The sequence below is a fragment of the Streptomyces flaveolus genome (assembly GCF_000716535.1).
Taxonomy (GTDB): Bacteria; Actinomycetota; Actinomycetes; order Streptomycetales; family Streptomycetaceae; genus Streptomyces; species Streptomyces flaveolus_A.
This window is the reverse complement of record NZ_JNWV01000029.1, coordinates 155,423-176,882: the sequence shown is the minus strand read 5'-3', so window position 1 is coordinate 176,882 and position 21,460 is coordinate 155,423. Positions and strand designations below refer to the sequence as shown.

Sequence of the window (21,460 nt, the reverse complement as noted above, 5' to 3'; positions counted from 1 at the left end):
GGTCCCGTGCGGGACCCGGCCCTTCGCCGTGCGTCAGACTCCGGCCGGCTCCGGAACCTTCTCCGCCTTCTCCTCCCGCTTGGCCGCCCGCTTCTTCGCCCGCCGCTCCTTGCGGAGCTCCAGCATCGCGTAGAGCGTCGGGACCAGCAGGAGCGTCAGCAGGGTGGAGGTGATCAGGCCGCCGATGACGACCACGGCGAGCGGCTGGGCGATGAAGCCGCCCTCGCCGGTGACGCCCAGGGCCATCGGGAGCAGCGCGAAGATCGTCGCCAGCGCCGTCATGAGGATCGGGCGCAGCCGGTGCCGGCCGCCCTCGATCACCGCTTCCACCACGCCGTGACCCTGCGCCCGGTACTGGTTGATCAGGTCGATCAGCACGATCGCGTTGGTCACCACGATGCCGATCAGCATCAGCATGCCGATCATCGCGGGCACGCCCAGCGGGGTGCCGGTGGCGACCAGCAGACCGATCGCGCCCGTCGCCGCGAACGGGATGGAGACCAGCAGGATCAGCGGCTGGGCGAGCGAGCGGAACGTCGCGACCAGGAGCATGAAGACGATCGCGATGGCCGCCAGCATGGCCAGGCCCAGGTTCTTGAACGCGTCGTCCTGGTCGGAGGCCACACCGCCGATCTCCGCCGTGGCGCCGGCCGGCAGCTTCAGGTCCTTGATCTTCGACTGCAGCTTGGTGCCGATCGCACCCGTGTTGTCACCCGTCGGCTTGGCCTTGATCGTGGCGGCGCGCTGCCCGTCGATACGGGTCATGGACACCGGACCGTCCACCAGCTTCACCGTGGCGATGTCACCGAGCTTCACCGGGCCGAGGCGCAGCGCCTTGAGCTGGGCCAGCGTGGTCGCGGGCTCGGCCGACCTCACGACGACGTCCCGCTCGGTGTCGTCGAGGATCGCCTTGGCCGCCGTCGTACCGCGCACGGCCTGCGCCACCGCGGCGCCGAGCTTCTGGTCGTCGAACCCGGCCGCCGCCGCCTTCGCGTTCGCCTTGACCGAGATCCGCGGCACGCTCTGCGCGAGGTCGCTGGTGACGTCCGTGACGTGGTCGAGGCCGGCGACCGTGGAGCGGACCTGCTCCGCCGCCGTCCGCAGCACCTCGGGGTCGGACGCCTTGACGACCACGCTGAGGTCCTGGCCGCCGAAGCCGTCACCGGCCGACACGGTGGTCGTACCGATGCCCTTGAGCTCCTTCAAGCCGGTCTCGAGACGCTTCTGCACGTCGTCGTAGGACGCGGAGTCCTTCAGCATCACCTGGTACGACGCCTGGTTGGTGTCGGTGCCGCCGCCGAAGGCCGCCATGAAGCCGGACGAGCCGACGGTGACCTGGTAGTCCTTCACGCCCTCGGTGGAGGCGAGCAGCTTCTCCACCCGCTTGGCCTGCGCGTCGGTGGCGGCCAGGCTGGTGCCGGGCTTCAGCTCCTGCTTGACGGTGAGGACCTCCTGGTCGCCCTGGTCGAAGAAGTTCGTCTTCAGCAGGCCGGACATGCCGAACGTGACGACCAGGACGACGATCGCGATGAGCACGCTGGAGAGCCGGCGGCGCGTCGCGAACCGCAGGACGGGGACGTACGCCCGCTGGAGACGGCTGTCGGCCTCCTTCTCCTCGGCCTTGCGGCGGGCCTCCGCCGCGTCCGCCGGGGTGCCCTTCGGGGCGCGCAGGAACCAGTACGACAGGACCGGCACGACCGTCAGCGACACCAGCAGGGAGGCCAGCAGGGCCGCCGTCACCGTGAGGCTGAACGAGCCGAACAGGGCGCCCACCATGCCGCCGACCAGGCCGATCGGCAGGAACACGGCGACCGTGGTGAGGGTGGAGGAGGTGACCGCGCCGGCCACCTCGCGCACCGCCGTGAGGATCGCCTCCTTGCGTTCCTCGCCGTAGCCGAGGTGCCGCTTGATGTTCTCCAGGACCACGATCGAGTCGTCGACGACCCGGCCGATGGCGATGGTCAGCGCTCCGAGCGTGAGCATGTTCAGGGACAGGCCGCGCGTCCACAGCACGATCAGGGCCAGCACCACCGACAGCGGGATGGAGACCGCCGTCACCAGCGTCGAGCGGATCGACGCGAGGAAGACCAGGATCACCAGGACCGCGAAGAGCAGGCCGAGCGCGCCCTCCGTGGTCAGGCCCTTGATGGACTTGGACACGGCCGGACCCTGGTCGCTGACGACCGTGAGCTTCGCGCCCGCGCCGAGGTCCTCGCGCAGGCCGGGCAGCTTGTCCTCGACCGCGTTCGAGATGGAGACGGCGCTGCCGTCGTGGTCCATCGTGACGTTGACGGCCAGGCTTGGCCGGCCGTCGGTGCGGGTGAGGGAGTCGGCCGGGGCCGGCTGCTCCTTCACCGTGGCCACGGCACCGAGGCGCACCGGCCGCTTCGCGCCCTCGCCGGTGACCATCAGGTCCTTGATCTGCTCGAGCGAGGTGAAACCGCCGCCGACCTGGACGGTGCGGCTGGCGCCGTCCTCGTCGAAGGAGCCGGCCGGTACGGTCGCGCCGCCCGCCTGGAGGGCCTGGCCGAGCGCCGCCGGGGTGAGGCCGGCCCGCGCGAGCTCGGCGTCGTCCGGGGTGACGGTGACCTGGAGGTCGCGGACTCCGGTGACCTGGACGCGGCCGACGCCGTCGATGCCCTTCAGGGCCGGTACGACCGTCGTGTCGAGCTGGTCGGCGAGCGCCTGCTGGTCCTTGTCGGAGGTGACGGCGAGGACCACGGTCGGCATGTCGTCCGTGGAGCCGGAGACGACCTGCGGGTCGACGTCGTCCGGGAGCTGGTTGCGGGCCCGGTTCACGGCCTGCTGGACGTCGGAGACGATCCGGTCGGTGTCGTTGCCGTAGTCGAAGGACGCCATGATCACGGCGTTGCCCTCGCTGGCGGTGGAGGTGACACCGGTGACGCCGTCGACGCCTTGCAGGTTGTTCTCGATGGGCTCGACGACCTGCTTCTCGACCACGTCGGGCGAGGCGCCCTGGTACGGCGCGATCACCGACACCATGGGCAGTTCGATGGTGGGCAGCAGCTGCTGCTTGATCTGGGGTATCGCGATCAGCCCGAAGGCGAGGGCGATGAGGGACACGAGCCCGACGAGGGCCCGTTGCGCGAGGCTGAATCTGGACAGCCAGGACATGGGTCAGGGTCTCTCTTCGGTGAGCGGCAGAAGTCTCCACCACCCTGAGCCATCCCGGAGGGCCGTTCCGTAGGCCCCAGGTCCCGTTCCTCCACGGGCCCCTACTCCCCGCGCAGTAGACGTGGGTGGAGATCAGTCCATCCTCGGACGTACCAGTCCCGACTCGTACGCGATCACGACGAGCTGTGCCCGGTCCCGCGCGCCGAGCTTGGCCATGGCCCGGTTGACGTGCGTCTTCACCGTCAGCGGGCTGACCGCCAGCCGTTCGGCGATCTCGTCGTTGGAGTGGCCGCCGGCGACCTGGACGAGGACTTCCCGCTCGCGGCCGGTGAGGGTGCCGAGCCGCTCGGAGCGGGCGGGGTCGGGGCCGTCGCCGTCGTCGCCCCGGGCGAGGAAGCGGGCGATCAGGCCCTTGGTGGCGGCGGGGGACAGCAGTGCCTCACCGCCGGCCGCGACCCGGATGGCGTTCAGCAGTTCGTCCGGCTCGCTGCCCTTGCCGAGGAAGCCGGAGGCACCGGCGCGCAGCGCCTGGACGACGTAGTCGTCGACCTCGAAGGTGGTCAGGATGACCACGCGGACCTGGGCGAGGGACGGGTCGGCGCCGATCTGCCGGGTGGCGGCGAGGCCGTCGGTGCCGGGCATCCGGATGTCCATGAGGACGACGTCGGGGCCGTGCTCCTTCGCCAGCCGGACCGCTTCCGCACCGTCGGAGGCCTCCCCGATCACCTCCATGTCGGGCTCGGAGTCGACCAGCACCCGGAACGCGCTGCGCAGCAGTGCCTGGTCGTCGGCGAGCAGGACACGGATGGTCATACGGGCTCCCCCTGGGCCGTCTTCGTCTTGACGGGCAGGATCGCATGGACGCGGAAGCCGCCGCCGTAGCGGGGCCCGGTGGTCAGGGTGCCGCCCAGGGCGGTGACCCGCTCGCGCATGCCGAGCAGCCCGTGCCCGCCGCCGGCCTCGGGCGCGCGGCCGGGGGCGGGCACGGGGGCGCCGGGCTTGCCCGGGCCGTCGTCCAGGACGGTGACCTCCACGTTCGTCCCGACGCGTACGACGCTCACCTCGGCCTCGGCCTCGGGGCCCGCGTGCTTCTGCACATTGGTCAGGGCCTCCTGGACGATCCGGTAGGCGGCCAGGTCGACGGCGGCGGGCAGTTCCGTGCCCTGGTCGGCGCGGGCCACGGACACCGGCAGGCCCGCGCTGCGGAAGGTGTCGGCGAGCTCCTCCAGGCGGCTCAGGCCCGGTGCGGGTTCGGTGGGGGCCTCCGGATCGCCGGTCTGGCGGAGCAGGCCGACGGTGGCGCGGAGTTCGTCGAGCGCGCTGCGGCTGGCCTCGCGGACGTGCGCGAGGGCCTCCTTGGCCTGGTCGGGCCGCCTGTCCATGACGTGCGCGGCGACACCGGCCTGCACGTTCACCAGGGCGATGTGGTGGGCGACGACGTCGTGCAGATCGCGGGCGATCCGCAGCCGCTCCTCGGCGACCCGGCGGCGGGCCTCCTCCTCCCGGGTGCGTTCGGCGCGCTCGGCGCGGTCCCGGATGGCCTGGACGACCGCGCGGCGGCTGCGTACGGCGTCGCCGGCGGTGGCGCCGATGCCCGTCCAGGCGAGGACGCCGAGGTTCTCCTGGGCGTACCAGGGCAGCGGGCCGCCGAGCATGGCCGCGGCCGTCAGCACGGTCATGGTGAGCAGGCCGAGGCGCCAGGTGGTGGAGCGGTCGGTGGTCGCGGCGACGGTGAACAGGGCGATGACGGCGGACATCGCGACCGGCGCGCGGGGGTCGCCGGTGACGCACTCGACGAGGGAGACGGTGCCGGTGACGGCGAGGACCGTCTTGGGCGCCCGGCGCCGGAAGACGAGCGCCGCGGCGCCGGCCAGCATGAGGAGGAGGCTGAGGACGGCGGGGGTGCGGACGCCCCAGGTCAGGCCGTGATGGCCCTGGGGCTCGGCGAAGGAACCGGCGACCATGCAGCCCAGCACGCCGACGGCGAGCGCCGCGTCCGCCGCCAGGGGATGCGCCTTCAGGCCGCACCGGGCGCGTTCGAGAGTGCTCACGGTGTGAACAGTACGGGCCCGGCACCGGCCGACGGCAGGGCGCCCGGTGTGGGGCCGGCCGGGCGGGGTGACTACGGAGGTCGGTCGGAGGGGGTGACGGGGAAGCGCCCGGAGGGGCGCGGGGAACTGCGCGACCAGCCACACACGCCCCGCGGCCGCACGGCCGGATGACACCCCGGGCCACCAGGCACCCCGCCCCCAGGGGACCGTCGACGCTCAGCCCGGGATCAGCCCGTCGTCGCTGAGCATCTCGCGGACCTCCTCCAGCGTCGCGTCCGGTGCCGGGAGGATCAGTTCGGAGGGTTCCAGAGCGTCGTCGGGCAGCGGGGTGCCGAGCCGGCGGACGGAGTCGAGGAGGGCGCCGAGCGTGCGGCGGAAGCCCTCCTCGTCACCGCTCTCCACCTCCGCGAGCAGCTCGTCGTCCAGCTTGTTCAGCTCGACGACGTGGGAGTCGTCCAGCGTCACCTGGCCCTCCCCCATGATCCGTACGATCACGTCGGCCTCCTCGGCTCGGGCCCCGGCGCCGGGCTACTGCTTGTCGAAGCGCGGGGTGTCCTGCGGCTGCTGCTGGGACTGCCCCTGACCGGTGCCGCCCTCGATGGCCTGCTGCGGGGAGCCCCCGGCCAGCTCGGCCTTCATGCGCTGCAGTTCCAGCTCTACATCCGTACCACCGGAGAGCCGGTCCAGCTCGGCCTGGATGTCGTCCTTGTGCATGCCGGACTGGTCGTCCAGGGCGCCCGAGGCGAGCAGCTCGTCGATGGCGCCGGCCCGCGCCTGGAGCTGGGCGGTCTTGTCCTCGGCACGCTGGATGGCGAGGCCGACGTCGCCCATCTCCTCGGAGATGCCGGAGAAGGCCTCGCCGATGCGGGTCTGGGCCTGGGCGGCGGTGTAGGTGGCCTTGATGGTCTCCTTCTTCGTACGGAAGGCGTCCACCTTGGCCTGGAGGCGCTGGGCCGCCAGGGTGAGCTTCTCCTCCTCGCCCTGGAGGGTCGCGTGCTGGGTTTCGAGGTCCGTGACCTGCTGCTGGAGGGCGGCGCGGCGGGACAGCGCCTCGCGGGCCAGGTCCTCACGGCCGAGCGCGAGCGCCTTGCGGCCCTGGTCCTCCAGCTTGGAGGACTGCTGCTGCAACTGGTTGAGCTGGAGTTCCAGGCGCTTGCGGGACGTGGCCACGTCGGCGACGCCACGGCGGACCTTCTGGAGCAGCTCCAGCTGCTTCTGGTACGAGTAATCGAGGGTCTCGCGCGGGTCCTCGGCCCGGTCAAGGGCCTTGTTCGCCTTCGCGCGGAAGATCATCCCCATACGCTTCATGACACCGCTCATGGGCTTCGCGCGCCCCCTTCTGACGGACTCCAGCTCACAGATCCTGCGACAGGACCCACAGTACGGGCCCTGCTTCCATTACCGCACTGTTCGCGGGGTGATGCGCTCATCCCCGAGGACGACTGCGGACCGTCCCGCTCCGGCGTAGGGAGTAGGTGATCCACCCTGATGCGCCGGAAGCCCTCTGTGTGTCCCCTCTGTCCCCCTGAAGACGTCCGGTGTTGCCGGATCGTTCCCCACCGGACTGGGGTCCATGCCGCCGCAGCCCTTACCCTTGGGTTTTGTGTTCCGTAGCCGCGCCAAGGAAGAGAAGGCCCCGACCGCCGACAAGGCGCCGGTGACCCTCTCCAAGCAGACCCGTGACCCTCAGGCCCCGAAGGGCAGGCCCACGCCCAAGCGCAGTGAGGCCCAGTCCCAGCGCCGCAGCGTCGCCCGTACGCCGACGAACCGCAAGGAGGCCGCGAAGCGCCAGCGCGAGGAGCGGCGCCAGGCCCTGGAGCGGCAGCGCCAGGCGCTGGCCAGCGGGGACGAGCGGTATCTGCCGGCCCGGGACAAGGGCCCGGTCCGCAAGTTCGCCAGGAACTGGGTGGACTCGCGGTTCAACGTGGCGGAGTTCTTCCTGCCGCTCGCCGTGGTCATCCTGGTGCTGAGCGTGGTGCGGGTGCCCGCGATCCAGAGCGTCGCGCTGCTGCTGTGGCTGATCGTGATCGTGCTGATCGTGCTGGACGCGGCGGTCAGCGGTTTCCGGCTGAAGAAGCGGCTCCAGGAGCGCTTCCCGAACGAGAACACGCGCGGCGCGGTCGCCTACGCCCTGATGCGGTCCCTGCAGATGCGCCGGCTTCGGCTGCCGAAGCCGCAGGTCAAGCGCGGAGAGCGGCCCTGAGCGCAGACGCTTTCACCGGGGGCGCGGCCGATGCCTGGCTGGACAAGCTGGGCGGCCTGCGGGACGTCGTACGCCAGGAGCTGGTGGCCCGGCAGCTCGACGAGCAGATAGCCGGGCGGTTCCCGGTCGGGCAGCGGCTGCGGGTGCTCGACGTGGGGATGGGCCAGGGTACGCAGGCGGTGCGGCTGGCCCGGCTCGGCCACCACGTGACCGGGGTCGAGCAGGACGCGACGATGATCGCCGCCGCGCGGGACGCCGTGGCCCGGGAGCCGGAGGGCATCCGGGAGCGGGTGCGCCTGGTGCAGGGCGACGGGCGGGACACCGGTGTGCACTTCCTGCCGGGCAGCTTCGACGTGGTGCTGTGCCACGGCGTGCTGATGTACGTGGAGGAGCCGGACCCGCTGGTGGCGGGCCTGGCCCGGGTGCTGGCGCCCGGCGGCCTCCTCTCCCTGCTGGTGCGCAACGGCGACGCGCTCGCCATGCGTCCGGGCCTGTCCGGGGACTGGTCGTCCGCCCTGGCCGCCTTCGACACCACCGCCTACCGCAACCGCCTCGGCCTGGACGTACGCGCCGACCGGCTCGCGGCCCTCACCGCCACGCTCGACGGCATCGCCGCCCCGCTGCACGCCTGGTACGGGGTGCGGGTCTTCACGGACACGGCGGCGGACGACGCGGCGGTCCCGGACGACCTGGAGACACTGCTCGCGGTCGAGGAGCGGGCCGGGCGCACGGACCCCTACCGCGGGGTGGCGGCGCTGTTGCACCTGTGCGGGGTACGGGGCTGAGCACGTTCGGGGGAACAGCGCGGGACGGGTGATCCGCGTGCGGTGAGACTCGGGACATGGACGCTTCCCGTACCCGCGCGCGTGCCCTCCGAAGAGCCGTCCTGGCCGCCGCGCTGGTGTGCTGCGCGGCCCTCGCCGCCGGCTGCACCGCCCCCGCCGCCCAGGCCGGGCGGGACACCGCGGCGGCCACCAGGGCGGCCCTGCCGATGGCCGCGAACGACCTGCAGAGCCAGTACCAGAAGGTCATCCGGGAGGTCCTGCCGTCGGTCGTGCAGATCCAGGCGAGCCGGGACCTGGGCTCCGGGGTGGTGTACGACGACAAGGGGCACATCGTCACCAACGCGCACGTGGTCGGGTCGGAGAAGACCTTCCAGGTGACCACGGCCAACAACGAGGAACCACTCACCGCGACCCTGGTCTACTCCTACCCCGAGCAGGATCTCGCCGTGGTCCGGCTGGACAAGGTGCCGGACGGGCTGAAGCCGGCGGTGTTCGGGAACACCGAGAAGGTGCAGGTCGGCCAGATCGTGCTGGCCATGGGGTCGCCGCTCGGGCTGTCGTCCAGCGTGACCCAGGGCATCGTCTCGGCGACCGGACGGACCGTCAGCGAGGGTGACACGGGCGGCGGTACGGGCGCGACCATCGCCAACATGGTGCAGACCTCGGCCGCGATCAACCCGGGCAACAGCGGCGGCGCCCTGGTCGGCCTGGACGGGCAGGTGATCGGCATCCCGACGCTCGCGGCGGCCGACCCGAACTTCGGGAACAGCGCGGCGCCCGGCATCGGGTTCGCGATCCCGGCGTCGATGGTGCGGACGGTCGCCGACCAGATCGTCCGGGAGGGGAAGGTGGTCGAGTCCGGGCGGGCGGCCCTCGACATCACCGCGCGGACGGTCGTGAACGACCGCTACCAGCCGAGCGGGGCCGCGGTGGTCAGCGTCCGCGCCGGCGGCGCGGCCGACCGGGCGGGTCTGCGCCCCGGCGACATCATCACCGGGCTGGGTGACCGGTCCGTCACCACCATCACCTCACTCGCCGAGGCGCTGGCGGACGACAAGCCGGGACAGCGCACCACGGTGACCTACCAGCGGGACGGCACCGAGAAGACGGTCGAGGTGACGCTGGGCGAGCAGTGAGGAGGGTGACCCCTCCTCACTCCGTTCACGCCCGGGTCACGCGTCGGCGTGCAGGCTCATCGGCCCGTAGATCTCGGCGGTCTCCTCGAACAGCCGCACCTGGTCGGCCCCGCCCTCCAGCAGCGCCTTCCAGTGCTCCCCGATCCAGGACTCGGCATCCCCCTGCGTGGTGAACTCCTCGGGCTGCACCGCGGGCTGGACCTCCGTCCCGTCGGCCTTCTCGAACCGCCACGTCCATGCCGTCATCTGGCCTCCTTTGATCCGACACCTGCCCCCGCAGCGTATGCGCTACGCCGGGTCACCGTCAGAGGCCGTGGATCATCCGGGTGGCCGGTCGCGCGAGACCTCCGGGGGCAGGCGAAAATCAGTCCGTGGAAGTGACTCTGCTCGGTACCGGTGCCCCGGCGGGACTGCCTCGCCCCGACTGTTCCTGTGCCGCGTGCGCGACCGCGCTCGGGCCGGACGCGCGGGCCGCGACCGCGGCGCTCGTGGACGGGACGCTGCTGCTGGACCTGACGCCGGGCGCGGCGTTCGCGGCGGCCCGTGCCGGGCAGTCGCTGGGCGGGGTACGGCAGGTGCTGCTGTCGCATCCGCACGACGGGCCGGCGGTGGAGGTCCCGGCCGGGCTGCCGCAGCCCGGGCGGGTGCCGGACGGGCGGGAGTTGGCGCTGCTGACGGGGCATCGGGTGCGGGCCGTGGCGATGGACGCGGGCGGCACCGGGTACGCGGTGACCGGGCCGGACGGGCAGCGGCTGCTGTATCTGCCGCCGGGCGGGGCGCCGGCGGGCCTGGAGGGGGCGACGGCGGAGTCGTACGACATGCTCCTCGCGGACGTCGTGGGCCGTCCCGACGCGCTCGCCCGGCTCCGCGCGGTCGGCTCGGTCGGCCCCACCACGGATGTGCTCGCCGTTCACCTGGACCACGACGTGCCGCCCGGCGTGGAGTTGCGGCGCCGGCTCGCGGCGGCGGGGGCACGGGCCGTCCCGGACGGCACGACGCTGGTGGTGGGGGCGTACGAGGAGGTGCCGGACGTGCCGCGGCGGACGCTGGTGCTGGGCGGGGCGCGTTCGGGCAAGTCGGTGGAGGCGGAGCGGCGGCTGGAGGCGTTCCCGGAGGTGCTGTACGTGGCGACGGGCGGCACGCGGGGCGGGGACACCGAGTGGGCGGCCCGGGTGGCCGTGCACCGGGACCGGCGGCCGGGGTCGTGGCGTACGGCGGAGACGACGGACCTGGTGCCGGTGCTCGCGCAGGACGGGCCGCCGGTGCTGATCGACTGTCTGTCGCTGTGGCTGACGGACGTGATGGATTCCGTGGGGGCGTGGGACGACGCGGAGTGGGCGGGCGGCGGTGAGAAGGCGTTGCGGGAGCGGGTGCGGGAGCTGACGGCGGCGGTGCGGGGAACTCGGCGGACCGTGGTGGCGGTGTCCAACGAGGTCGGCTCCGGGATCGTCCCCGCGACGGCTTCCGGCCGGCGCTACCGCGACGAACTCGGGCGCCTGAACGCGGCGTTCGCGAACGAGTGCGAGCAGGTCCTGCTGGTGGTGGCGGGCCAGGCGCTGGTGCTCAGAGGCTGACGGGCCGCGCGGGTGCGACCAGGCCCCGGGGGCCCGCCGTCGGCGACGGTCCGCGGTCACCCCCCGTCCTTCCGCGCCACCACCCGGTACGCGTTGGAGAAGCGGGTGCGGCGCAACAGCGGAGCGCACCCGTGGTCCAGGGCCGAGGCCAGGGTCTGCACGGGGATCGCCGCCAGCTGGACGACGGGGTGGGCCTGGGCCACGGCGAGGGCGACGGCCGCCGAGAGGTCGTACGGCACATGCGGGGTCGTGCGGTCCGTGACCAGGATCGTGCAGCCCAGGGACCGCAGTTCCGCCCGGAGGTTGGCCGGCGGCACCAGGTGCAGATGGCGCGGCTGGCCGTACGGCAGCCACCACCTGCCCAGCAGTGTGGCGAACAGGCAGCGCGGGTCCGGGACTTCGACGACGAGGTGGCCCCCGCGCCGCAGCACGGTCAGCGCGGCGCGCAGTTCGGCGCGTGGGTCGGGCGCGTGCTGCAGATGGTGGAACATGGTGACGACGTCGTAGCGGGCGCGCAGCCGGGCGGCCATGCCGGGGGTAGTGAGGTAACCGCGGTGCGCCTCCTCCACGCGCCCCTCCAGCAGCGCCTGCTCCACCCGGGCCGTGGGGTCCAGCCCGTCGAAGCTGGTGTAGGGGAAGAACTCCTTCGCCGCCTCGGGAAATCCGCCGCGGCCGGTGCCGACGTCCAGCCAGCTCTCCGGTTCCCGCAGGGCGGACAGCCGCCAGGCGGTGGCGCGGTGCCGGTGGCGCACGGCCCGGGCGGAGCGGAACTGCGCGGCGAACTCCTCCAGGTGTCTCTCGTAGAAGTCGCGGTGGAAGAAGGCGAGCCCCTCCGCGCTGAGCCGGGGGTTCTGGAAGGCGTGGCCGCAGTCCCGGCAGGCGTCGAGGACGAACCTGCCCGACCGGTGCCGCAGCGGGTCGGGCGCGCGCAGCCGGGTGCGCAGGCGCGGGGAGCCGCACCAGGGGCAGTCCTCGCGGCGGGGCTCCTGGAAGGGGTCGTGGGGGGTGGTGATCTGCGGGGTGAGGGGCGAGGTCGGCATGGGCGTGCTCCCTGTGCGACATTCCGCGGCAAACCGGAACGTATGGGATCACGCTCTGAGGTGCAAAGACGTCGTAGGGGTGTGGTGGCGATGTGGCGCGGGCGCGTTCGTTCTCTGGCGGTACTGTTCGGCGAATGAGCAGCCTTAATCTGGACGACTTCACCGATCTGATCGAGCGCCCGGACGGGGGCGTACGCCGTGACGCCGAGGCCCGGCGGGAGCGTCAGATCGTGCCGCCGGGAGCGCTGGGCCGCCTGGACGAGCTGGGCGAATGGCTGGCCGCCGCGCGCGGCACCGTGCCGGTACGGCCGGTCGAACGGCCCCGGGTGGTGCTGTTCGCCGGCGACCACGGCATCGCGGAGCTGGGCGTCTCGGCGCGGCCCGCGGGCGGTGCGGAGCAGTTGGTGCGGGCGGTGCTGGAGGGCGCGAGCCCGGTGGCCGTGCTCGCGCGCCGGCTGGAGGTGCCCGTACGGGTCGTGGACATGGCCCTGGACTGCGAGCCGGACGTCTTCCCCAAGGACGTGGCGCGGCACCGGGTGCGGCGGGGCAGCGGCCGTATCGACGTCGAGGACGCGCTCACCGCGGAGGAGGCCGAGGCCGCGCTGCGGGCGGGGGTCGCGGTCGCCGACGAGGAGGCCGACTCGGGGACCGATCTGGTGGTGCTCGGCGATGTCAGCGTGGGCGGGACCACGCCGGCGGCGGTGCTGATCGCGGCGCTGTGCGGCACCGACGCGTCCGTGGTGACCGGGCGGGGCGGGGTCGCGATCGACGACCTGGCCTGGATGCGCAAGTGCGCGGCGATCCGGGACGCGCTGCGCCGGGCCCGGCCGGTGCTCGGGGACCAGTTGCAGCTTCTGGCGACCGTGGGCGGGGCGGACCTGGCGGCGATGACCGGGTTCCTGTTGCAGTGCGCGGTGCGGAAGCTGCCGGTGATCCTCGACGGGGTCGTGGCCGCCGCGTGTGCGCTGGTCGCGCAGCGGGTCGCGTTCCGGGCACCGGACTGGTGGCTGGCCGGGCACGACAGCGGGGAGCCGGGGCAGGCGAAGGCGCTGGACCGGATGGCCCTGGAGCCGCTGCTGGAGCAGGGGGTGCGGGTCGGCGAGGGCGTCGGCGCGCTGCTGGCGCTGCCGCTCGTGCAGAGCGCCGCCGCGCTGGCCGCGGAGCTTCCCGAGAAGCCGGCGGCCGAGAAGGAGCCGGAGCAGGAGCCGGAGGAGGAACCGGCGCAGGAGCCGGCCGGAGAGCAGGAAATCTGAGCCCGATGCCACCAACGGGCTGAAAAGTGCGGTTCGCCGGAGCCGCGCCCATATGATCCTGCACCATGGGAGATGTCCGAATTGCCGTGGAGCAGCGAGCCGAGGCGGCGCGGACGGGTGGGCGGGCGCGGCGGTCCACCGGGACTTCCCGGCGGGCCGCCGCGTTCGCCGTCTGGTACCTGCGGACCGTCGCCTTCGTCAACTTCCTCAGCGCGGTGTGGGTCTCGCTCGGCCAGGACGTCCGCCGGCACAACCAGGACGACTTCTTCACGCCGTACCTGCTGACGGCCGGCTTCGCCTCCGGTGTGTTCACCGCCTTCCTCGCCGTCACCATGCGGCGCCGGAAGCGGGCCGCATGGATCCTCAACCTGGTGATGAGCGGGCTCTTCCTGGCCCTGTTCGCGTTCGCCATGGCGTTCCCGGAGATCCGGCGGTACCCGCAGAACTGGGTCTCCCTCGCGCTGACGGCCGCCTTCGTCGGCGCGCTGCTCGTCGGCCGCCGTGAGTTCTACGCCAAGGGCGACCGCTCCAACCCCCGGCTCGCGGCCACGGTGGCCGTCGGCGGCGGGCTGGTGACGAGCCTGCTGGCCGGGCTGCTGGTGACGGTCACGAACCAGGCTCCGGACGCGGCACGGTCCACGTTCCCGGAGCGCTGGCACTACGGCACCCTGCGCCTGGTGTCGGTGGCGGCCGAGGAGTCCCACTTCCCCGGGATCGACCCGCCCAACTGGGCCAACGTGGCGATCAACGTGCTCAGCACGGCCCTGGTCCTCGTCGTGTTCTACGCCGCCTTCCGCTCCCGGCGGGCCGTCGACCCGCTCGGCGAGGACGACGAGAAGCGGCTGCGCGAACTGCTGGAGCGGCACGGAGACCGCGACTCGCTGGGCTACTTCGCGCTGCGCCGGGAGAAGAGCGTGGTGTGGTCGCCGACCGGGAAGGCCGCCGTCGCCTACCGGGTCGTCGGCGGGGTGAGTCTCGCGTCCGGGGACCCGGTCGGGGACCCCGAGGCCTGGCCGGGCGCGATCGTGCCCTGGCTCGCCCAGGCGCGGGCGCACGGGTGGATCCCGGCGGTCATGGGGGCGAGCGAGGAGGCCGGGACCGTCTACGCCCGGCACGGTCTCGACGCGCTGGAACTCGGGGACGAGGCGGTCGTGGAGGTCGCCGAGTTCACGCTGGAGGGCCGGGCGATGCGCACCGTCCGGCAGGCGTACAACCGGGTGAAGCGGGCCGGGTACCGGGTGCGCATCCGCCGGCACGAGGACATCCCGGCCCGCGAGATGGCGCACCTCGTGGAGCGTGCCGACGACTGGCGCGACGGCGCCACCGAGCGCGGCTTCAGCATGGCGCTCGGGCGGCTCGGGGACCGCGAGGACGGCCGCTGCGTGATGCTGGAGTGCACGGACGCCGACGGGCGGCTGCGGGCGCTGCTGTCCTTCGTGCCGTGGGGGCCGCACGGGCTGTCCCTGGACCTGATGCGGCGGGACCGGGACTCCGACAACGGGCTGATGGAGTTCATGGTCATCGAGCTGCTGCGGCGGGCCGACGAGATCGGGATCACGCAGGTCTCACTCAACTTCGCGATGTTCAGATCGGTCTTCGAACGTGGCGCGCGCCTCGGTGCCGGACCGGTGCTGAGGCTGTGGCGGTCGCTGCTCAGCTTCTTCTCGCGCTGGTGGCAGATCGAGTCGCTGTACCGCGCCAACGCCAAGTACCGGCCCATCTGGGAGCCGCGGTTCCTGCTCTTCGAGAAGAGCGCGGACCTACCGCGCATCGGCCTCGCCTCGGCCCGCGCGGAGGGGTTCCTGGAGGCACCGGGGCTGCCCAAGTGGCTGCATCGCAGGCACTTGGGCACGCACCGATGAGACACGTACGACGGGGGAACGCTCGATGGCCACGACGCTCGGCGGGGGAACGTTCGAGGAGGGGCGTCCGATGAGGACGCCGGCCCGCTGGGCCCGCGCCGAGTGGGGGCCGCTGTACGCCGCCGTGCGCGAGCCCCTGCGGAGACGGGGCCCGGTGGCGGTCCCGTTGACGGTCGCGGCGGTGGGCCTGACGGCGTTCCTGCAGTACGTGCAGAACCAGTCGTGGGGGTACGAGCTGGTGCAGAACCTGGGTGCCGTACGGGCCGACGACCCGCTGTGGTCGGCCCTGCTGCGCACCCCCCTGTCGCTGTTCGTGCCCGCGCTGGACCTGCCGGTGTGGGGGGCGCTGGCGCAGATCCTGGTGGTGTTCGGGATCGCCGAGCTGTGCCTGGGCTGGTGGCGGACGCTGACCATCGCCTACGTCGCCACGCTCGCCGGAACCCTGTACGCGCGGCTCGGCATCACCCTGGGCGCGCACGCCCCGTTCGGGCTGCCGTGGACCGACGGGCAGGTGGTGGACACCGGCCCCTCGGCGGCCGTCGTGGGACTCGCGGTGTTCGTGAGCTGGCGGTACGGCGCCTACGCGACGGCGGGCGCGGTGACGCTGGCGATGGTCGTCGAGGTACTGCTCAAGGAGAACCTGGCGGGCAAGGAGCATCTGGCCGCGCTGACGGCCGTGGGGCTGCTGTGCCTGCTGGCGGCAGCGCGGCACCGCGGCGCGACCCTGTCCCGTCGCGCCGGTCGCGCCCGCGGTCAGCGGTGGCCGGGCAGGCGCGCCGGGCGGGGATCGGGCTTGCCGCCGATCCAGTCCTGAACGGCGCGGCTCGGCCGCACCCAGCGGCGGTCGTGCCGGTAGGCGCGCAGGGCGGCCTTGGCGCGGGCGCGGGGACGGCGGCCGTAGAAGCGGCGGGCCCACGGGGAGCCCGGGCGGGCGAGCCGGACCGCGCCGACGAGCGCGACCAGCGGCACGATCACCCCGAACAGGGCGGTGCGGGCCTTGCCCTTGTGCAGGGCGACGAGGGAGAAGAGGAAGTTCGCGACGACGTTGGAGATGACCGTGCCACGGTCGGCCAGCTCCTCCTGGGAGAGGTCGTTGACGCCGAACGGGACGAAGCCGGCGAGCAACAGGCCGACCAGGGCGGCGGTGAGCACGACGACCTCGACGCTCTTGCGGCCCTCCTCGGTCCAGTAGACGTCGTCCAGGTGCAGGATCAGCGCGAACTCGTCCAGGACCAGGCCCGCGCCCATGCCGAACAGCACGGCCGAGACGACCCCGCCGGCGCCGTGCCGGTCGCTGGCCACCGCACCGAAGCCGCCGACGACGGTGAGGACGACCCCGGGGACGACGTGGTGGATGTGCAGCCCGCCCGCCTTGACGTTGCCGAACGGGCCCTTGCCGGCCCGGATCAGCCGGGTGATCAGCCGGGTGACGACGAAGGTCAGCACGAAGGCGGCGAGGGCCAGCAGCAGCGGAAGCTTGCCCGGCTCGACGATGTTCCGCACCCACCAGTGCCCCATGTGCGCACTTTATCCCTCCGGGTGACGGGGAAGGGACGTACGCGGAGGCTGGTGGGCGGGCGGCCCGGGCCGACCACGGACGGCTGGCGGCCGGGGGGAGCCGGGAGCCGGGCCGGCGGGTGGAGTTCCAGGACGACGGCCCGGCGGAGCCCCGGCGAGGCAACGGCCGGACGGCTCAGAAAGCGATGGTCCGGCGGAGACGGCCAGACCGGCGCGGAAGGCGACGGTCGGGGGCGCGGAGGGAGACGGTCCGGCGGAGCCCGGGAGGCGACCGGCCAGGGAGCACCGGAGGGCGACGGCCAGACGACGCTGAGGACGACGGCCCCGGCCGAGCCCGGAAGGCCACGACCAGAGAACGCCGGAGGGCCACGGCCAGACGGCCCGGAGGACGACGGCCCGGCCGAGCCCGGAAGGCGACGGCCAGAGAACACCGGACAACGAGAGCCAGACCGCGCGAAGGGCCACGGTCCGGCGGAGACCCGGGGCCGGTTTGCCGGGGTGGGGCGGGGTGGGCCGGTCGGTCGGCGGGTAGCCTGCGCCGGTGCTCACGTCCTCCACGTCCTCCCCGTCCCCTCCGGCCTCCCTCCGGGACGGACTTCGGTTCGCCTTCGGCACGCTCACCGTGCTGCCCGTCCGGGTGCGCCGCTGGGACCGGGGGGCCGCGCGCGGGGGCATGCTGTGCGCGCCGGTGGCCGGGCTGGTCGTCGGCGGGTGCGCGGCCGGGCTCGGCCTGCTGCTGCTCCTCCTCGGCGCGGGCCCGCTGCTCGCCGCCGTCGCCTCGGTCGCCGTACCGGCCGCGCTGACCCGTGGGCTGCACCTCGACGGGCTCGCCGACACCGCCGACGGGCTGGGCAGCGGCAAGCCCGCCGAGGACGCGCTGCGGATCATGAAGCAGTCGGACATCGGACCGTTCGGGGTGCTCACCCTCGTCCTGGTGCTGCTCGCCCAGGTCGCCGTGCTGGCGCAGCTTTACGCCGGCTCCTGGGCCAGGGGTGCCGTGGCGGCCGTGGCGTCGGCGGTCGCGGCCCGGCTGGCGCTCACCCTGGCCGCCCGCGCCGGGGTGCCGGCGGCCCGCCCGGAAGGGCTGGGGGCGGCGGTGGCCGGGGTGGTCCCGAAGGGCGCGGCACTGGCCGTGGCCTGCGCCGTCGTGGCGGCGGCCGGGGCGGCGGGCGCCGCCCTCGGCGGGTACGACGGCGCGCGCACCGCCCTCGCGGTGGCCGCCGCCGTCGCCGTCGCCGACCTGCTGCTGCGCAGGTGCGTCCGCAGGTTCGGCGGGGTCACCGGCGATGTGTTCGGCGCGGTCGCGGAGACGGCCGCGGTCACGGCACTCGTGGTGCTGGCCCTCGGCCGTTGAGACCTTCCGGCCCGGGGTCGTACGCGCTTCGGCGGCCGCATGTCCGTCGTGCCCGGTCGTGCCCGCGGCGCAGCCGCGCGTCGGGCACCGGCTCGCGCCCCTTCGGGGCGCGTCGGCAACGGGCGTAGTCTCGTCACGGGTGTTCGCCGACAGGGTGAAGGCCCCGGTTGCCGCCAGTGCCCGGGCCTGGGCCTAGGGTCGGCTCTCGGGCCCGGTCGACCCACCCCACATCGGCCACAGCGAACTTCACATCGGAAGCGAGATTTCACCACCGTGACTGCTCTGACTCTCAGCACCGCCGCGGCGCCCGGCCTGCGGGCCGACGCGATCGTGATCGGTGTCGCCAAGGGCGCCCAGGGGCCCGTCGTCGCGCCGGGCGCCGAGGCCGTGGACAAGGCGTACGACGGCAAGCTGGCCGGCGTCCTGGAGACCCTCGGCGCCTCGGGTGCCGAGGGCGAGCTGACGAAGCTGCCCGCGCCGGCCGGCTTCAAGGCCCCGCTCGTGGTGGCGGTGGGCCTCGGCGCGCAGCCCGCCGACAAGGACGGCGAGGACGGCGAGGACGGCGGCTACGACGCCGAGGCGCTGCGCAAGGCTGCCGGCGTGGCCGCCCGCGCGCTCGCCGGGTCGAAGAAGGCCGCGTTCGCGCTGCCCGTCGACGGCCCCGGCGACCTCGGCGCGATCGGCGAGGGCATCCTGCTCGGCGCCTACTCCTTCGACACCTACAAGGGCAACACGCAGGACGCCGGGAACGGCAAGGCCAAGAACGGCAAGGCGCCGCTCGCGGAGGCCACGCTGCTCGGCGGCAAGCCGCGCGACGCCGCCCACAAGGGCGCGCTCGCCCGCGCGGTCGCGGTCTGCGAGGAGCTGAACCGCGCCCGCGACCTGGTCAACACCCCGCCGAACGACCTCACCCCCGCCGCCTTCGCCGGCATCGCGCAGGCCGCGGCCAAGGAGCACGGCATCAAGGTGCAGGTGCTCGACGACAAGGCCCTGGTCAAGGGCGGCTACGGCGGCATCCTCGGCGTCGGCGGCGGCTCCGCGGCCACCCCGCGCCTGGTGAAGCTGTCGTACACGCACCCGAAGGCGGAGAAGCACCTGGCCTTCGTCGGCAAGGGCATCACCTACGACTCGGGCGGCATCTCGCTGAAGCCGGCCGGGCACAACGAGACGATGAAGTGCGACATGAGCGGTGCCGCCGCCGTGTTCGCCGCGGTCGTCGCCGCCGCGCGCCTCGGCCTGCCGGTCAACGTCACCGGCTGGCTGGCGCTGGCCGAGAACATGCCGTCCGGCTCCGCCGTGCGCCCGGGTGACGTGCTGCGCATGTACAGCGGCAAGACGGTCGAGGTGCTCAACACCGACGCCGAGGGCCGGCTGGTGCTCGCCGACGCACTGTGGGCGGCCTCGCAGGAGAACCCGGACGCGATCGTGGACGTGGCCACGCTGACCGGCGCGATGATGCTGGCGCTGGGCAGCCGGACGTTCGGTGTGATGGCCAACGACGACGCGTTCCGCTCCGCGGTGCACGAGGCGGCGGAGGAGGTCGGCGAGCCGGCCTGGCCGATGCCGCTGCCGGAGCACCTGCGCAAGGGCATGGATTCGTCCGTGGCCGACATCGCGAACATGGGCGAGCGGATGGGCGGCGGTCTCGTCGCCGGTCTCTTCCTGCGCGAGTTCGTGGGCGAGGGGATCACGTGGGCGCACCTCGACATCGCCGGGCCGGCGTTCAACGAGGGCGGCCCGTTCGGTTACACGCCGAAGGGCGGCACCGGGTCGGCCGTGCGCACGCTGGTGCGGCTCGCGGAGCTCACCGCCGCGGGTGACCTGGGCTGAGTCCCCTGACGGCTCGGTCCGGTCGGTAGGGCGTCGTCCGCAGGGGCGTGGGGGCTGTTCGCGCAGTTCCCCGCGCCCCTGCCATCGCGCGCCTTCGTTTTCCAGGGAACGTGGGACGTCTCACACACCGGCCCGGCGTCTCGATCCCGTCCGACAAGTGCAAAGATGGAGCCCGGCAGGACAGGGCCCCCACCGAAGGGCCGAAGCATCAAGCGGCCGGACACCAGCCGACCGGCCGGTCACCTCCCGAAGGGACAAGGGTGCCCGGCGTACGGCGCACATGCATGGAGGACGTGACGTGGCGAACGACGCCAGCACCGTTTTCGACCTAGTGATCCTCGGCGGTGGTAGCGGTGGTTACGCCGCGGCCCTGCGCGGGGCGCAGCTGGGCCTGGACGTCGCCCTGATCGAGAAGGACAAGGTCGGCGGCACCTGCCTGCACCGGGGTTGCATCCCCACCAAGGCCCTGCTGCACGCGGGCGAGATCGCCGACCAGGCCCGCGAGAGCGAGCAGTTCGGCGTCAAGGCCAGCTTCGAGGGCATCGACGTCCCGGCCGTCCACAAGTACAAGGACGAGGTCGTCTCGGGCCTGTACAAGGGTCTGCAGGGGCTCATCGCCTCCCGCAAGGTGACCTACATCGAGGGTGAGGGCCGGCTGTCCTCCCCCACCTCCGTGGACGTGAACGGCCAGCGCATCCAGGGCCGCCACGTGCTGCTGGCGACCGGCTCCGTGCCGAAGTCGCTGCCGGGCCTGGAGATCGACGGCGACCGCATCATCTCCTCCGACCACGCCCTCGTCCTGGACCGCGTGCCGAAGTCCGCGATCATCCTGGGCGGCGGTGTCATCGGCGTCGAGTTCGCCTCGGCGTGGAAGTCCTTCGGTTCCGACGTCACGATCATCGAGGGCCTGAAGCACCTCGTCCCGGTCGAGGACGAGAACAGCTCGAAGCTTCTTGAGCGCGCGTTCCGCAAGCGCGGCATCAAGTTCAACCTGGGCACCTTCTTCCAGAAGGCCGAGTACACCCAGGACGGCGTGAAGGTCACCCTGGCCGACGGCAAGGAGTTCGAGGCCGAGGTCCTGCTGGTGGCCGTCGGCCGCGGCCCGGTCTCGCAGGGCCTGGGCTACGAGGAGGCCGGGGTCGCCATGGACCGCGGCTACGTCCTCGTCGACGAGTACATGCGCACCAACGTCCCGACCATCTCCGCCGTCGGTGACCTCGTCCCGACGCTCCAGCTCGCGCACGTCGGCTTCGCCGAGGGCATCCTGGTGGCGGAGCGGCTGGCCGGTCTGAAGGTCGTTCCGATCGACTACGACGGTGTTCCGCGGGTGACGTACTGCCACCCGGAGGTCGCCTCCGTCGGCATCACCGAGGCCAAGGCCAAGGAGATCTACGGCGCGGACAAGGTCGTCGCTCTGAAGTACAACCTGGCGGGCAACGGCAGGAGCAAGATCCTGAAGACCGCGGGCGAGATCAAGCTCGTCCAGGTCAAGGACGGTGCCGTCGTCGGCGTCCACATGGTCGGCGACCGCATGGGCGAGCAGGTCGGCGAGGCCCAGCTGATCTACAACTGGGAGGCGCTGCCGGCCGAGGTCGCCCAGCTCATCCACGCCCACCCGACGCAGAACGAGGCGCTCGGCGAGGCCCACCTGGCCCTGGCCGGCAAGCCGCTGCACTCCCACGACTGAGCCTTCGGTCAACGGGCGCGACGACACAGACT

Annotated in this window: 18 protein-coding genes; 10 read left to right on the top strand and 8 right to left on the bottom strand. The window is 73.1% G+C overall.

Features of this window, described 5'->3' with window-relative positions; genetic code table 11:
* Nucleotides 1–33: 33 nt before the first annotated feature.
* From OO52_RS30030 to OO52_RS30010, 5 genes are all read right to left on the bottom strand, one after another.
* The gene (locus tag OO52_RS30030) at nucleotides 34–3,135 is read right to left on the bottom strand and encodes an efflux RND transporter permease subunit (RefSeq protein WP_030658336.1); all 3,102 of its coding nucleotides are present in this window, start codon (nucleotides 3,133–3,135) and stop codon (nucleotides 34–36) included.
* A gap of 132 nt (nucleotides 3,136–3,267) precedes the next feature.
* On the bottom strand, nucleotides 3,268–3,948 hold the full coding sequence (locus OO52_RS30025) for a response regulator (protein ID WP_030658334.1): 681 nt from the start codon (nucleotides 3,946–3,948) through the stop codon (nucleotides 3,268–3,270).
* Nucleotides 3,945–5,186, bottom strand: coding sequence for a sensor histidine kinase (locus tag OO52_RS30020; protein WP_030658332.1), 1,242 nt, complete (start codon nucleotides 5,184–5,186; stop codon nucleotides 3,945–3,947). Before OO52_RS30020 ends, OO52_RS30025 begins: the two co-directional genes overlap by 4 nt.
* Nucleotides 5,187–5,402: 216 nt before the next feature.
* Nucleotides 5,403–5,681 (bottom strand): PspA-associated protein PspAA, encoded by a 279-nt coding sequence (pspAA, locus tag OO52_RS30015; RefSeq protein ID WP_030658330.1) that lies wholly within the window; start codon nucleotides 5,679–5,681, stop codon nucleotides 5,403–5,405.
* A gap of 33 nt (nucleotides 5,682–5,714) precedes the next feature.
* Nucleotides 5,715–6,494, bottom strand: coding sequence for a PspA/IM30 family protein (locus OO52_RS30010; protein ID WP_078611732.1), 780 nt, complete (start codon nucleotides 6,492–6,494; stop codon nucleotides 5,715–5,717).
* Nucleotides 6,495–6,759: 265 nt separating this feature from the next.
* Between OO52_RS30010 and OO52_RS30005 the strand changes: the two genes are divergently transcribed.
* The 3 genes from OO52_RS30005 to OO52_RS29995 all read left to right on the top strand — a co-directional run bounded on the left by OO52_RS30005 (nucleotide 6,760) and on the right by OO52_RS29995 (nucleotide 9,310).
* On the top strand, nucleotides 6,760–7,389 hold the full coding sequence (locus OO52_RS30005; protein ID WP_196945292.1) for a DUF3043 domain-containing protein: 630 nt from the start codon (nucleotides 6,760–6,762) through the stop codon (nucleotides 7,387–7,389).
* A gap of 83 nt (nucleotides 7,390–7,472) precedes the next feature.
* Nucleotides 7,473–8,174 (top strand): class I SAM-dependent methyltransferase, encoded by a 702-nt coding sequence (locus tag OO52_RS30000; RefSeq protein WP_030658326.1) that lies wholly within the window; start codon nucleotides 7,473–7,475, stop codon nucleotides 8,172–8,174.
* 56 nt (nucleotides 8,175–8,230) lie between these two features.
* Nucleotides 8,231–9,310, top strand: coding sequence for a S1C family serine protease (locus tag OO52_RS29995; RefSeq protein ID WP_030658324.1), 1,080 nt, complete (start codon nucleotides 8,231–8,233; stop codon nucleotides 9,308–9,310).
* Between the two features lie 36 nt (nucleotides 9,311–9,346).
* Here OO52_RS29995 and OO52_RS29990 read toward each other — a convergent pair whose 3' ends face one another.
* A complete protein-coding gene (locus OO52_RS29990) occupies nucleotides 9,347–9,556 on the bottom strand; it encodes a hypothetical protein (protein ID WP_030658323.1) in 210 nt (69 codons plus the stop codon).
* A gap of 125 nt (nucleotides 9,557–9,681) precedes the next feature.
* On the opposite strand from OO52_RS29990, the gene OO52_RS29985 reads away from it, so the two are divergent.
* On the top strand, nucleotides 9,682–10,884 hold the full coding sequence (locus tag OO52_RS29985) for a bifunctional adenosylcobinamide kinase/adenosylcobinamide-phosphate guanylyltransferase (RefSeq protein WP_030658322.1): 1,203 nt from the start codon (nucleotides 9,682–9,684) through the stop codon (nucleotides 10,882–10,884).
* Between the two features lie 56 nt (nucleotides 10,885–10,940).
* Here OO52_RS29985 and OO52_RS29980 read toward each other — a convergent pair whose 3' ends face one another.
* Complete coding sequence (locus OO52_RS29980) at nucleotides 10,941–11,924, bottom strand: class I SAM-dependent methyltransferase (protein ID WP_030658320.1); 984 nt, start codon at nucleotides 11,922–11,924, stop codon at nucleotides 10,941–10,943.
* Between the two features lie 134 nt (nucleotides 11,925–12,058).
* On the opposite strand from OO52_RS29980, the gene cobT reads away from it, so the two are divergent.
* The 3 genes from cobT to OO52_RS52200 all read left to right on the top strand — a co-directional run bounded on the left by cobT (nucleotide 12,059) and on the right by OO52_RS52200 (nucleotide 15,853).
* A complete protein-coding gene (gene cobT, locus OO52_RS29975; protein ID WP_030658317.1) occupies nucleotides 12,059–13,177 on the top strand; it encodes a nicotinate-nucleotide--dimethylbenzimidazole phosphoribosyltransferase in 1,119 nt (372 codons plus the stop codon).
* Nucleotides 13,178–13,242: 65 nt separating this feature from the next.
* On the top strand, nucleotides 13,243–15,039 hold the full coding sequence (locus OO52_RS29970; RefSeq protein WP_030658314.1) for a phosphatidylglycerol lysyltransferase domain-containing protein: 1,797 nt from the start codon (nucleotides 13,243–13,245) through the stop codon (nucleotides 15,037–15,039).
* Between the two features lie 70 nt (nucleotides 15,040–15,109).
* Nucleotides 15,110–15,853, top strand: coding sequence for a hypothetical protein (locus OO52_RS52200; RefSeq protein WP_030658312.1), 744 nt, complete (start codon nucleotides 15,110–15,112; stop codon nucleotides 15,851–15,853).
* Here OO52_RS52200 and OO52_RS29960 read toward each other — a convergent pair.
* Nucleotides 15,793–16,557 (bottom strand): hypothetical protein, encoded by a 765-nt coding sequence (locus OO52_RS29960; RefSeq protein WP_030658311.1) that lies wholly within the window; start codon nucleotides 16,555–16,557, stop codon nucleotides 15,793–15,795. The genes OO52_RS52200 and OO52_RS29960 overlap by 61 nt on opposite strands.
* A 541-nt stretch (nucleotides 16,558–17,098) precedes the next feature.
* Here OO52_RS29960 and OO52_RS29955 point away from each other — a divergent pair.
* The 3 genes from OO52_RS29955 to lpdA all read left to right on the top strand — a co-directional run bounded on the left by OO52_RS29955 (nucleotide 17,099) and on the right by lpdA (nucleotide 21,428).
* Nucleotides 17,099–17,911 carry an adenosylcobinamide-GDP ribazoletransferase gene (locus OO52_RS29955; protein WP_030658308.1) on the top strand — a complete coding sequence of 271 codons (813 nt, stop codon included), beginning with the start codon at nucleotides 17,099–17,101 and terminating at the stop codon, nucleotides 17,909–17,911.
* A gap of 273 nt (nucleotides 17,912–18,184) precedes the next feature.
* The gene (locus OO52_RS29950) at nucleotides 18,185–19,741 is read left to right on the top strand and encodes a leucyl aminopeptidase (protein WP_030658306.1); all 1,557 of its coding nucleotides are present in this window, start codon (nucleotides 18,185–18,187) and stop codon (nucleotides 19,739–19,741) included.
* A gap of 298 nt (nucleotides 19,742–20,039) precedes the next feature.
* A complete protein-coding gene (gene lpdA, locus OO52_RS29945) occupies nucleotides 20,040–21,428 on the top strand; it encodes a dihydrolipoyl dehydrogenase (RefSeq protein ID WP_030658304.1) in 1,389 nt (462 codons plus the stop codon).
* Nucleotides 21,429–21,460 lie beyond the last annotated feature (32 nt).